Origin of the sequence: Nitrospirillum guaranorum (assembly GCF_034653275.1) — a bacterium.
Classification (GTDB): domain Bacteria; phylum Pseudomonadota; class Alphaproteobacteria; order Azospirillales; family Azospirillaceae; genus Nitrospirillum.
Map to the genome: position 1 here is coordinate 775,957 of NZ_JAYEES010000001.1, position 13,150 is coordinate 789,106.

At 69.3% G+C, this 13,150-nt stretch carries 9 protein-coding genes; 1 reads left to right on the forward strand and 8 read right to left on the reverse strand.

The features are described 5' to 3' along the window. Window positions 1-4 precede the first annotated feature (4 nt). The 8 genes from UAJ10_RS03115 to UAJ10_RS03150 all read right to left on the reverse strand — a co-directional run bounded on the left by UAJ10_RS03115 (window position 5) and on the right by UAJ10_RS03150 (window position 10,523). Window positions 5-1,006 carry an ABC transporter permease gene (locus tag UAJ10_RS03115; RefSeq protein ID WP_322913908.1) on the reverse strand — a complete coding sequence of 334 codons (1,002 nt, stop codon included), beginning with the start codon at window positions 1,004-1,006 and terminating at the stop codon, window positions 5-7. Further along, window positions 1,003-2,091 carry an ABC transporter permease gene (locus UAJ10_RS03120; protein WP_322913909.1) on the reverse strand — a complete coding sequence of 363 codons (1,089 nt, stop codon included), beginning with the start codon at window positions 2,089-2,091 and terminating at the stop codon, window positions 1,003-1,005. Before UAJ10_RS03120 ends, UAJ10_RS03115 begins: the two co-directional genes overlap by 4 nt. Next, the gene (locus UAJ10_RS03125; protein ID WP_322913910.1) at window positions 2,075-3,643 is read right to left on the reverse strand and encodes an ABC transporter ATP-binding protein; all 1,569 of its coding nucleotides are present in this window, start codon (window positions 3,641-3,643) and stop codon (window positions 2,075-2,077) included. The genes UAJ10_RS03120 and UAJ10_RS03125 overlap by 17 nt, the downstream gene beginning before the upstream one ends. Beyond that, entirely contained in the window at window positions 3,640-4,710 is a 1,071-nt protein-coding gene (locus UAJ10_RS03130) for a BMP family ABC transporter substrate-binding protein (RefSeq protein WP_322913911.1), read from the reverse strand. Before UAJ10_RS03130 ends, UAJ10_RS03125 begins: the two co-directional genes overlap by 4 nt. Beyond that, window positions 4,707-5,618 (reverse strand): nucleoside hydrolase, encoded by a 912-nt coding sequence (locus UAJ10_RS03135; protein ID WP_322913912.1) that lies wholly within the window; start codon window positions 5,616-5,618, stop codon window positions 4,707-4,709. The genes UAJ10_RS03130 and UAJ10_RS03135 overlap by 4 nt, the downstream gene beginning before the upstream one ends. A gap of 34 nt (window positions 5,619-5,652) precedes the next feature. Further along, window positions 5,653-6,738 carry an alkaline phosphatase D family protein gene (locus UAJ10_RS03140; protein WP_322913913.1) on the reverse strand — a complete coding sequence of 362 codons (1,086 nt, stop codon included), beginning with the start codon at window positions 6,736-6,738 and terminating at the stop codon, window positions 5,653-5,655. A gap of 69 nt (window positions 6,739-6,807) precedes the next feature. After that, window positions 6,808-9,321, reverse strand: coding sequence for a TonB-dependent receptor domain-containing protein (locus UAJ10_RS03145; protein WP_322913914.1), 2,514 nt, complete (start codon window positions 9,319-9,321; stop codon window positions 6,808-6,810). 194 nt (window positions 9,322-9,515) lie between these two features. Beyond that, on the reverse strand, window positions 9,516-10,523 hold the full coding sequence (locus UAJ10_RS03150) for a LacI family DNA-binding transcriptional regulator (RefSeq protein ID WP_322913915.1): 1,008 nt from the start codon (window positions 10,521-10,523) through the stop codon (window positions 9,516-9,518). A gap of 340 nt (window positions 10,524-10,863) precedes the next feature. On the opposite strand from UAJ10_RS03150, the gene UAJ10_RS03155 reads away from it, so the two are divergent. Further along, complete coding sequence (locus UAJ10_RS03155; protein WP_322913916.1) at window positions 10,864-13,116, forward strand: TonB-dependent receptor; 2,253 nt, start codon at window positions 10,864-10,866, stop codon at window positions 13,114-13,116. The last annotated feature ends 34 nt before the right edge of the window (window positions 13,117-13,150 follow it).

Genomic DNA, 13,150 nt, shown 5'->3' on the forward strand with positions numbered 1-13,150 from the left:
TCCGTTAGGGGGAAATAAGGGCGGCCCGGCCGGCCGCGGCACGGCGCCGGGCGGCAAGGCGTTGGTGCTGCTTGACCAGGACCAGGGCTGCGATGGTGACCAGGGGCGGGATCATGAAGACCACCTCGGACGGCACGGCCAGCAGGCCCAGGCGGGCGGCCATGACGGTGGCGCCGCCGAACACCAGCGCCGCCGCCACCGTGCCCAGGGGCCGGCGGCCGCCCAGGAACACGGCGGCCAGGGCCAGGTATCCCCGCCCCGCCGCCATGTCGGCCTGGAACAGCGTCAGGTAGCCCATGCCGAGGAAGACCCCGCCGCCGCTGGCCAGCAGGCCGCTCAGCAGCAAGCCGGCATAGCGCAGCCGCTTGACCGGCAAGCCGGCGGCCAGCGCCGCCTCCGCGTTTTCTCCCGCCGCCCGCAGGCGCAGGCCGAGGACGGTGTGGCGCAGCGCCCACGCAACCCAGCCGGTGGCGGCCATGGCACCATAGACCAGCACATTGTGGCCGGCGTCCCCGTCGCCGTTCAACAGAACGCCCAGCACCGGCACGTCGCCTAGTCCAGCCCAGCGCAGGCTGGGCAGGGCGAAGCTGGTCAGGCTGGCGGTGGAGCCTTTGTCGCCCGTCAGGTGGGCCATCAGCAACACCGTCAATCCCTGGGCCAGGATGTTCAGTCCGATGCCGGCGACGATCAGGTCGGCTCCCAGCTCCAGATGGAACACGGCCAGCAGGCCCGCCAGCGCCGTGCCGGCCAGCAGGCCGGCGGCACAGCCCAGCCAGGGGTGCAGCCACAGGGGGGCGTCCGGGAACCACAGGGCGGAATAGGCGGAGGTGATGACGCCGGCGAAGGCGGCCACCAGCATCACCCCCTCCAGCGCCACGTTGATGCAGCCGGCCAGTTCGGAGATCAGGCCGCCCAGGCTGGCGAAGATGATGGGGGCGGCGGCGCGCAGGGTGGCGGCCGCCATCATGGCGGCGACGGTGCCGGCCGCGACAAGGTCCAGGCTCATGCCGTCCTCCTCCCCATGCTGGCGCGGACCCGGCGCAGCAACCCCAGGGCCAGGGGCGCCAGGCGATCAGACACCACGAACAGGATGATCAGCGCCTGGATGACCAGAACCACCTCGCGCGGGACATCGGTGGCGCGCTCCATGGCCTGGGCACCGACGCGCAGGTAGGCGTAGCCCAGGGCCGCCAGGGGCAGGGCGCCCACGCGCCCCCGCGCCAGCAGCGCCACCACGATGCCCTCCAGCCCGATGCCGGGGGTGAGGTCGACGGGTAGGCGCTTCAGCAGGGCATTCGACACGTGGAAACCCGCCAATCCGGCGAACGCGCCACCCAGCGCGAACGCCACCATCGTGGCCCGGGCCACCGGCACCCCGGCGCGGGCCGCGAACCAGGGGTTGGCGCCGGCCAGGTCGATCTCATACCCCAGGGTGGTCCGGCGCAGCAGGAACAGGGCCGCCGCCACCGCCACCGGCGCCACCAGCACCATGGCCGTCACGGTGGTGCGGGCGATCAGCGGCGCCAGGGTCGCGGCATCGGGCAGCGGGGGCGTGGTGATGAAGCCGGCCGTGGGGTCGTTCAGCACCCGGCCCACCACCAGGCGGTAAATCTGCACCGCCACCACGTTCAGCATCAGGGTGGTCACGATCTCGTTGGCCTCGAACCGGGTCTTCAGCAGCCCGGGCAGCAGGCCCCATGTCGCCGCCGCCGCCGCCGCCGCCAGGAAGGCGAGCGGCAGGGCGGCCGGCACGTCCCCCAGGGCCAGGCTGACGGCCGCCGCCGCCAGCGCGCCCATGAACAGCTGGCCGTCCGCGCCTAGCGAGAACTGCCGCGCGCGGAAGGGGATGGCGATGGCCAGCCCCACCAGGGTCAGGGTGGTGGCGTCCTGCAGCCAGGCGCCGAAGCGCACCAGCCGATGCACCACCACGCGGCCGTCGGCGGTGTGGTCGATCGAGGGCAGGGGGCCGGTCAGCAGCGCGCGGAAAGCGGCCCAGGGCTGGTCGCTGACACAGGCCATGACGGCGAAGCCCAGGGCCAGGGCCGCAGCCACCGCCAGGGCGATGCGGGCCCCTTCACGCGACGGCATCATGGTCGCCCCCATCCACCGTGGGGCCCAGCCCCGTCATGTGCAGGCCCAGGGTCCGGGCATCGACCGCTCCGGCCGCGAACCGGGCGACAATCCGCCCCCGGTACAGCACGGCGATGCGATCCGACAGGGCCAGCAGTTCATCCAGGTCAGCCGAAATCAATAGGATGGCGGCGCCCTGGTCGCGCAGGGCGGCTAGGCGGGCGTGCAGGGCGGAGGCGGCCGCGATGTCCACGCCCCGGGTCGGCTGGCTGGCGATTAGGAAGGCGGGGGCGTCGGCGATCTCGCGCGCCAGGATCAGCTTCTGCATGTTGCCGCCGGACAGCGCGCCCATGGGCTGGTGCGGCCCGGCCGCGCGGACGCCGAACCCGTCGATCACCGCCTGCGCCCAGCGCCGCGCGGCCCCGCGATCAATCAGCCCCCGGCGTGACAGGGGCGGGCGGGTGTAGCGGGTGGCCAGCAGGTTGTCGACGATACTGAGGGTCGGGGCGGCGCCGTCGTGCAGCCGATCCTCCGTCACCACCGCAACACCCTGGGCGCGGACGGCGCGGGGGGAGAGGCCAGTGAAGACCCGGCCATCCAGCCGGGCCTCGCCAGCGCTGGGGACGGCAGCGCCGGACAGCAGGCGCGCCAGCACGTCCTGGCCGTTGCCCTCCACCCCGGCGATGCCCAGGATCTCACCGGGCGCCACGTCGAGGCCGACGTCGCGCAGCCGGACGGCCCCGTCATCGTCGACATAACCCAGGTCACGGGCGACGACACGCGGCGGCGCATGGGTGCGGGTTGCCCGGCGGACGGGTGGGGCCGGCACGTCCCCGCCCACCATCAGGCGGGACAGTGCGCCCTCGTCCAACGCCGCCATACGGGCGCTGCCGGTGACCCGGCCTTGGCACAGGACGGTCACGCCGTCGGCCAGGGCCCTCACCTCATCCAGCTTGTGGGTGATGACCAGGATGGTGCGGCCAGCGTCGGCCAGCTGGCGCAGGGTGGCGAACAGGGTTGCCGTCTCCGGCGGGGTCAGGACGGCGGTGGGTTCATCCAGCAACAGGATGCGGGCGCCCCGGTGCAGCACCTTCAGGATTTCCACCCGCTGGCGTACCCCCACGGGCAGGCTGGCCACCGTCGCCGCCGGATCGACCGCCAGCCCGGACTGCTCCACCAGCTCCCGGACGCGGACCGCCGCCGCCGTCCGGTCCAGCCGGCCGCCGGGCCGGCGCGGCTCATGCCCCAGCACCACGTTTTCCGCCACCGTCAGCGACGGGACCAGGTTCAGGTGCTGCGCGACCAGGCCGACCCCGGCGGCGATGGCGTCGCCGGGGTGGTGGAAGTCCACCCGCCGGCCATGGAGCCGCAGGATGCCGGCCGTCGGCCGCTCCAGCCCGTACAGCATCTTCATCACCGTGGACTTGCCGGCGCCGTTCTCACCCACCAGAGCGTGGATCTCGCCGGCCGCCACGGTGAAGCTGACGCCGCTGTTGGCCAAGGTGCCGTTGGGGTAGCGCTTCTCCACATCCTCCAAGGCGATGGCCAAGGGTGGGGCGATGGCGGGGGTCATGGCCGCTCCCCTGCGAAGGCGGTGGGCACGGTCAGGGTGCCGTCGATGATGCCCTGGCGCGCGGCGGCCACCGCGGCGCGCACGGCGGGCGGCACGGTCAGGGCAGCCTCCGGGTTGTCCGCCAGGCTGATGGCCCCTTCCTTCAGGCCCAGGGATTCCGTCCGGCCCTGCGGCAGGCGGCCTTGTTGCCACAGCCGCAGGGCGCGCAGGATGGCGGCGTCCACGTTCTTCATGGCGGAGGTCAGGATGCGGGCCGCGCGGCGCGGGCTGGAGGCGCGGTAGAGCGCCGCCTGGTCGGAATCCACGCCGATGACGTAGCGGCCGGTTTCCTCGGCCGCCTCGATGACGCCCTGGCCGGTGGCCCCTGCCACCTGGAAGATGACGCCGGCCCCCTGGCCATACTGGGCCTTGGCGATCTCCTTGCCCGTCGCGGGGTCGGAGAAGGAATTGGCGAACTGGCGCAGGACGGTGATGCCGGGTGCCGCATCCTGCGCCCCGGCCCCGTAGCCGGCGGCGAAATCGTTGATGACGGGGATGGGCATGGCACCCACCAGTCCCACGACCCCCGGGCCCCCGCTTGGCGCGGCTTCGTGTATCGCCCCGGCCCGCACCAGGCCGGCCGCCAGCACGCCGGCCAGGTAGCCGCCCTCGTTCTGGCGGAAGCGCATGGAATAGACGTTGCCGCAGGCGCAGTGGGCGTAATCGACCACGCCGTCGAACAGGATGAAGGTGACGTCCGGATAGTCGGGGGCCACCTTCTGCACCAGCGGCCCCATGGTGTAGGTGCCGGTGACGATGATGGGGAAGTCGCCGCTGTCGGCCAGATCCACCAGGCCGCTTTCCCACCGGGTTGGGTCATAGCCGCCCTCGATGGTGCGGGTGGCCAGGTGCAGGTCGGCCTCCGCCTGGCGCAGGCCCCGGGCCGCAGAATCGAAGAAGGACTTGTCGCCCAGCGCCCCGTTGACGAAGAAGGCCACGCGCGGCGGCCTGCCGTCGGCCGCACGCGCACCGGCTGGCGCCAGCGCCGCCATCACCATCAGTACCAGGGCGCGCGCCGGTCCCCTCATGGCAGCCGGGCCAGGCGCTCGGCCATCAGGGACAGCAGGCCATCCGTGTCCAGGCCGGTGTACAGCGCGGCGTTGACCTCGCCATCCTGGTGCAGGCGGCAGCGCCCCTCGTCGGGGCCCGGCCGCCAGTCCACCTCCAACCGGCCGGTTCGTCCGCTGAACAGCTGGGGCCGCAGCAGGGCCGCCACGGGGCAAGCGTCGTGCAGCAGGGGATCCTGTTCGCCGTACACCGCCAGCATGGCGGCCAGGGCCTGGGCGGATCGCGTCGGTTGGGCCGCCAGGGCAGCCAGCCAGGCGGGCGTCATGGCCGCCTGGCCGGTCACGTCCAGCGGGAAGACCTCCAGCCTGGCGCCCGCGGTCATGACCACATGGGCGGCCGCCGGGTCCGCCCAGAAATTGAACTCCGCCGCCGGGGTGACGTTGCCGGGGCAATGGTCCGCCCCGCCCATGATGTGGATGGAGCGGGCCCGTGCCAGCAGGCCAGGGTGCCGTATCTCCGCCAGGGCCAGGTTGGTCAGCGGCCCGATGGCGACGACCGTGAGATCCGCCCCCAGCGGTGACAGCAACAGATGGGCCAGGGCGTCGGCGGCATGGGCAGCCAATCCCGGGGCCGCCACCGGCCGCGCATCCCCGCCCAGGCTCACCCCGCCCAGCCCGTCCTCGCCATGCACCAGATTGGTCCGGGCCCGGGGATACAACAGGGGCCGGGCGGCACCGGCGTGGACGGGAATGTCCGGCCGGCCGAACAGGTCCAGCAGGCGCCGGGCGTTGGTGGCGGTCACGGCCACCGGCCGGTTGCCGGCGACGCAGGTCACCGCGCGCACGTCCAGTTCGGGGGAGGCTACCGCCAAGGCCAGGGCTAGGGCGTCGTCGATGCCGGGATCACAGTCAATCAGAACCGCAGTCATGAACGTCTTTCTCGGGAAATAGCAAAAGCGTGTTTCAGGTGTGCAGGCTGTCCAGGGCCACCGTGTACTGGATGCCGAGGCCGCCATCGGCCGTCCGCACTTCCATCACCACCTGGGGCTCCGGCCCCTCCCACAGGATGTGGATCATGCCGAAGTTGCGCTGGGCCACGGTGCCGATGGGCAGGCGGTTCAGGTTGGGACCGGGCACGGGCCAATAGTGGGTCAGGCCGCTGCTGGTGACGTCATAGAGGGGATAGGGCGTGCCCCGCATCAGGACGCTGATCTCGCCGTAATGGACTTCGCCGCTCAGGAACAGGACGCCGCCGGCGCCGGTGCGGGCGATCAGGTCGGCCAGGCGCTGTCGTTCCAGGGGGAAGTTGGTCCAGGCCTCATAGCCCCGGTGCCCGGCGGCATAGGGTACGCTGGACCCGATCAGGCGGACGCGGGCCGGTCGCCGCAATTGCGCCTCCAGCCAGCGCCACTGCGCGGCGCCCAGCATGGTGGCCGCCGGATCCAGGTTGGGCAGATAGGGGCCGAAGCCGCTCTTGGCCGTGCGTTCCGGTTCGTCATGGCGCAGCAAGGGGCTGCGGTTGTAGCGCAGGTCCAGCAACAGTATTTGCACACACCGCTCCGGCGGGCCCAGCTCCAGCGCGTGGTAGACGCCGTCGGGGCGCGTCCGCCTCGGGTCGTTCGCAGGCGCCTGGAAGAAATCCAGGAACAGGGCGCGGGCGGCGTCCTTCGCGGGGAAATCGGCGCCGCCGTCATGGACGCCGTAATCATGGTCGTCCCAGGTGGCCTGGATCGGCACCCGGGCGCGGAAGGCCCGGAATTCGGGAGAGGCGTCCAGCCGCTGGTACATCTCGGCCAACGCCGGGATGATCCCCACCTTGGCCGTCACGGTGTCGTCGGCGTAGACGGTGTCGCCCAGGAACAGGAACAGGTCGGGATCGGTCGCGGCGATGGCCGGCCAGATGTCCTGCGCCATTTCCGGATGGTCGCAGCAGCCGAAGGCGATGCGCGTCAGGCGCTCCCCGGCCACACGCGGCACCGGGGCCGCCCGCCCCAGGCGGGTCAGCAGCGTGGCGCCCGTGGCGGCCAGCAGGGAACGGCGGTTGAACATCGGGCACCCCTGGGGTGGAGGGCCCCGCCGGCGACGGCGGGGCCCGGTCAGGCTCAATTTTCGTCAGGCTCAATACTTGGTGCGCAGGGTCACGACGAAGGTGCGCGGACTGCCCAGGAAATAGCGGCCGGAGGTGAGCGGATTGCTGGTGGTCAGTTCCATGCCGATGCCGGCCAGGTAATGCTGGTCGAACAGGTTGTCGACGTTCACCGCGATCTCGGTGTCGTGCAGCGGGCCCACCCAGCCGTCGTCCAGGCGGTAGGTGGCCGACAGGCCCACCAGGGTGTAGGCCGGCATGTATTCCCGGGGGTAATAGGCCGGGCCGCCGGCCACCACCGTGTTCTGCACCGCGCCGTAGGTTCCGGCCTGGTGGCCGACGTAGCGGGCGTTGACCATCAGGCGCAGCGGGTCGATGGGACGCCAGCCCACCTCGCCATACAGGCTGTGGCGCGGCTGGCCCAGCACCGGGTCACCCTTGTTGATGCCCTCGGCCGGGGTCGCCACCTTGTAGAAGGCGTCGTTGAAGGCGTAGTTGCCGTAGAGGTCGACGGCGCCGAACTGGGCGGTGGCGGTCAGTTCCACGCCACGTGAGGTGATGCCGCCCTGGTTCAGGAAGGTGGTGGTGGCGTCGCGGCTGAAGATGTCGCCATCCGGGTTGCCGTTCTGGATGGAGATGCGATTGTCGTAATCGATCCAATAGCCCTGGACGGAGAAGCCGAAATTGCCCAGGGCCCAGCGGGCACCCACGTCGTAGTTGGTGGAAGTCTCGGGCTGGATGCCCTTCTTGCTGTCGATGGCGGCCGTGCCCTCGAACACGCTGTCGGGCAGGGCGCTGAAGTTTTGCGAGCCGCTGGCGAACAGTTCCAGGCTGTCGGTCAGGTGGTACAGCAGGCCCACCTTGGGCAGCACGTCGGAATGAACGCTCAGTTCGCGGGTGCCGGCGAATTCCACGGGCGACCGGTAGGTCTCATCGAAATCCTGGTAGGTCAGGCCGGCCGACACCTCCGCCTTGCTGTCCAGGAAGCGCAGCTTGTACTGGGCATAGTACATGTGCGTGTCGGAGGCGTAGTGGCGATCCTGCGTGATGGAATACAGGCCGCTGTCGCTGTAATCGTCGCTGAGCTTGGGGTCGGTGACCTTGTACCAATTGCGGGTCTTGGCGCGGTCGATATGCTCGACCCAGATGCCGGCGCGCAGTTCCTGTTTGTCGCCGATGGTGCCCTTCAGCTCGCTCAGGCCGCCCTCGCGGTCCATCTCATAGCCGCCCTTGCGGCGCGAGGCTTCGCGGGCGCCCCACTGGCTGGTGGGGTTCATCTGGTACTTGGCGGCGGCCGGGCAGCCGGCGGCCTTCAAGGCCGCGGCGCTGGTGCCGGTGGGGTAGGTGACGGCCGCCACCGGGATCAGGGCGCCGCTGGCGGTGTGGGCGTACTGGTTGCCGTAGCATTCCTGCACCGTGCCGGTGGCCTTGCCGCCCGGCGCCACCGCGCTGTACAGCTGGCCGTTGGCCGGCAGCTGCACATAAGGCACGTAGAACCAGCCTGCCCCCTCCTCATGGTGGTAATAGGGCTTGACGGAGAAGGAGATGGTGTCCGTCAGGGGCGTGGAAACGTCGATGTGGCTGAAGTATTCACGGCTGTCGATGCCGCGTGTCTTGCGGTTGTTCTGGTCGATGTTGGGGTCGCCGGTCCAGGCGTCGGTCAGGCCGTCGGTATTGGGATTGGTCTCGAAATTGGCCTTGTAGAAGGGGGCGCTGACGGCGCGCAGGGCCACGGCGTCGTAATCGTTGTCCGACAGGTCGTTGTAGCTGAAGCTGGCCTTCACCTTGGCGCCGTTGTCGAACTCCTTCACCATTTTGAAATCGACATGATCGCGCTTGCTCTCGCCCGACTGGGCGCCCGGCCAGGTGTTCAGCTGTTCATGCGAATAGCTGACATAGGCCGTCAGACCGCGCGCGATCTCGCCCGTGTCCAGGCGGGCGAAGGCGCGGCGGTAGCCGACGTCGCCGCCCGACAGTTCCGCCGCGCCGCCGGCGGTGGCGGCGGGGTCCCGGCTCTGGAAATCGATGTAGCCGCCCAGGGCCTGGTTCGACGGCGTGCCGATCTCACCCGCCGATTGGGAGACGGAGATGCGCTCCAGATTGCCGCCGTCGATCAGGCGCGACGGCATGGTGCCGCCGTTGGACAGGGTGGAGCCGTTGGGGATGCCGTCGACGGAAACGCCGATCTGCTCCTTGTTCAGGCCGCGCATGCTGAGGCGCATGGAAAAGCTGCCGGTCATGGCGTCGCTGGATCCCACCAGCACGCCGGGCACCCGGTTGATCATCTTCAGGGGATCCAGGCCGGGCGGCAGTTCCTTGATGGCTTCCGCGTCCACGACGCTGTTGGCCCGCGTCTCGCCGATGCCCAGCTTGTGGGCGGTGATGACGATCTCATCCAATTGGGCGTCATCGGTTCCCGTCGCCTCCGCCGCCTTGGCCGTTCCCGGGACCATCCCGGCCAATATCCACAGCGAGGCGCCGGCCAAGGCCGCCCCCGTCAATCCGTTCCCCCGCTCCGCCATCCGGCGCCCCATCATCCGCTTCATGCCCCAATACCCCTTCTTGGTTTCGGCCCGCGCTTGACCCCTGCGGCGTTCGCCGAGGTATCAGGATCTAGTGTGGGTCCGTGATGAAACGTTTCATATTTAAAGGGCGTTGGCTCCGCAATGTCAACTTATACGTTTCACTCAAATGTCACGAAAAGGGGCGTCCTCTCACATCCGTCGCCGGAGGGCTGGTGTCAGGGGGCGGGCGGGGGTGCCACGGTGCCACGCTCGACGTAGGTCACGTCGAACACCAGGCGCCGCCGGGATTCGGCGGGCTTGGCGATGCGGCGCAGCAGGGTGTTCACCGCCTCGATCCCCATCTCCTCCACCGGGATGTTGATGGTGGACAGGCCGGGGAAGGCCAGCGCGCCGTAGGGGATATTGTCGAATCCGATGATGGACACATCCTCCGGCACGCGCAGGCCCCGCTGGCGCAGGGTGTTGATGGCGCCGAGTGCGATCAGGTCGGCGCCCACGCACAGCGCGGTGGCCGAGCCATCCGCCACCGCGGCGGCCACCGCCGGCTCCAAGTCAAAGGAATAGGCGTTGTGCAGGTGCCAGGCCAGGGCGTCGTGACGGCGCAGCACCTCGACGCTGCTTTCCGATCGCTGGCGGGAGCTGCGCACGTCGGTCGGCCCGGAAATGACACCTATACGGCGATGCCCCGCCCGGATCAGCCGTTCCGCCGCCATGCGCCCGCCGGAATCGACGTCGATCTGGATCAGGTCGTGGCGGGGGTTGTCGCGGTCCAGCACCAGCACGGGCAGACCGCCGGTAAGGTCGGCCAGCGTGTCCTCATCATTGATGGGGAACCAGATCAGGCCGTCCACCCCGCGCTGGATCAGGGCCTGCGCGGCGGCGCGCTCCGCCTCGTGCGATCCTTGCGTGTCGGTGACGAAGACGCTGTAGGCGCTTTCCCGCGCCGCGTGGACGACGTTCTGCGCCAGGGCTGGAAAGAAGGGGTTGGTCAGGTCGGGCAGGATCAGGCCGATGGCGCTGGTCTTGCCCGTGCGCATGGCCTTGGCGCTGAGGTTGGGGCGATAGCCCAGGCGCGCCGCGACCTCCAGCACGTGGCGGCGCGTGTCCCCGCCCACGGAACCGACGTCGTTCAGCGCGTATGACGCCGTGGCCACCGACACCCCCGCCGCCAGCGCCACGTCCTTCAGGGTGGGCCGTTTGCCGCCGCTTTCATCCTTGGTCATCGGGGTCTCTAGCTTAAGGGCCTTGGTTAAACGTTTGTGACCGCATTTCAGCCGCATCCCGCCGGAAATGGGAAGGGCCATGGTCGAACTTGAGTTGACGGGGCTGATGGTGACCCGTCAAGCACAGTTGCGGAATGAATCGTTTAAAATAACGTAATCTCACCTTGACGGCCGAAAAATGCCAGGCAAGCATAGGAAATACAGGGAAATAGCGCGGTGGCACTAAGCTGCCGAGCAAGCCTTTTTGCGCCTAAAAAATGAAACGTTTAATCAAAATGGACTGCCCCGCCATCGCAACGGCGGGGCGGCAGTGGACGGGGTATGAACGATGGGAGCTACGATGATGAGACTCATGGGGGTGACGACGGCGGCGGCGCTGGTGGCGCTGACGGCCGGGGAAGGGACGGCGGTTGCCCGGGCGGCGGAAACGGCGGACGGCCCGCCCGCCTTAGAGGAGATCGTGGTCACGGCGCAAAAGCGGACGGAGGATCTGCAGCAGGTGCCGCTGTCCGTCAGTGTCATGAATGGCGACGACATGCGCGGTCTGGCGGTTTCGGGGGACGACATCCGCGTGCTGTCCGGGCGCGTGGCCAACGTGAACGCCGAGTCCACCTTTGGCCGCGTCTACCCACGCTTCTACATCCGGGGCCTGGGCAACGAGGACTTCACCCTGAACGCCTCGCAGCCGGTGGCGCTGTACTATGACGACGTCGTGCTGGAGAACCCGGTGCTGAAGGGCATGCCCGCTTTCGACCTGGAACGGGTCGAGGTGCTGCGCGGCCCCCAAGGCACGCTGTGGGGCAAGAACACCACGGCGGGCGCCGTCCATCTGGTGTCCCGCAAGCCTACGGACGCGACCGAGGGATACGCCGACATCACCTATGGCAACTTCAGCAGCTACACTGCGGAATCGGCGGTGGGCGGCAGCCTTGGCGACGGCCTCACCGCCCGGGCGTCCGTTCTGTACCAGCACCGCGACCCTTGGGTGCGCAACGAGGTGACGGGGAACAAGCTGGATGGCTATGACGACTTGGCGGCGCGGGTGCAGGTGCAGTGGAAGCCCGGCGAGCGCTTCACCGCCCTGGTCCAGGCTTTCGGCCGCTCGCTGGATGGCACCTCCACGCTGTTTCATGGCGCCGGCAGCGATGCGACCGTCGGCGTCCTGCCCTTCGACAAGTATGACATCGCGGAGGAGAGCGATAACAACAACCGGCAGAAGGTGACGACGCGTGGCGTCACCCTGAACGCCGCCTATGAATTCGACGACGTCACCCTGACCTCCATCACCGCCTGGCTGACTGGCAGCATGTTCAGCGTCGGCGACGTTGATGGCTCCCCCCGGCCGGCGCTCATCAACACGTCCGATGTCGACGGGCTGACGCAGGTGACGCAGGAACTGCGTCTCGCCTCCAACCCCGGCGGGCCCTTTGGTTGGCAGGGCGGCCTCTATTATTTCTCCGAGGACTTGGACTACTGGAACACCACCGCCAACAATACCTTCCAGACGGCGGATGGCATGCCCGGCTTCGGCGCCTATCAGCGGGCGCGGCAGCGCAGCCACAGTGGTGCGGCCTTTGGCCAGGCCAACTATGCCCTCACCGAGCGCCTGACCTTGACGGCCGGCCTGCGCTACACCGTCGACGCGGTGGACTTCTGGCAGGACTCCTCCTCCTTCACGCCCAAGCCCACCGACCTCGCCGCCTTCCCGAACTTCGCCACCGATCCGTTCTACAAAGTGGCGGGCCGGGGACCCGGCCCCTGGTTCCTGCCCCGGTTTTCCAGCACCGACGGCCGCTGGGGCAAGTTCACCTACGACGGCAGCGTGGCCTATCGCCTGGATGACCAGGTCAACCTCTATGCGCGTATCGCGGAGGGCTACCACGCCGGCGTGATCACGGGACAGGCCATCTTCGATCCGCTGCAGAAGGCCGATCCCGAGACGGTGACGTCGTACGAGGCGGGGGTGAAGGGCGACTTTTTCGGCCGGCGGCTGCGCACCGACCTATCGGTCTTCCACTACGTCTACCGCAACCAGCAGCTGGTGGCGTACAGCACCCTGGCGGCGGGGCAGGAGATCATCCGCCTGATCAACGCCAAGGGCGGTATCGGCACCGGCTTTGAGCTGGAGAGCAAGCTGCAGGTGACGGATGGCCTGCTGCTCGGCGCCAATCTCGGCTTCGTGAAGACCGAGATCCAGGGGCCCACGGAGTTGGACGACCCTCGTAATCCCGGCCATCCCCTGGACATCGCCGGCCAGCCCTTTCCCTTCGCCCCGCAGTGGACCGCCTCGCTGACGGCCGACTACACCTATCCGCTGGGTGGCGGGCGAGAACTGTTCCTGGGCACGGACTGGACCTATCGCGGCGACGAGAATTTCCAGCTGACCAGCTTCGTCCAGCCCCAATTCCGGGGGCAGGGGTATTGGGAGGGCGGGGCCCGGGCGGGCTATCGCTTCGGCCGCACCCAGATCGCCGCCTGGGTGCGCAATATCACCGACGCGTCCGTCCTGACCAGCGCCGTGAACGTCAACGGCTATGCCGGCGTGTTCACCAACCCGCGCACCTATGGCGTGGAATTGTCCACCCATTTCTGAAGACCAGCGGTCCCCGGGGCAGCCCCCGGGGACC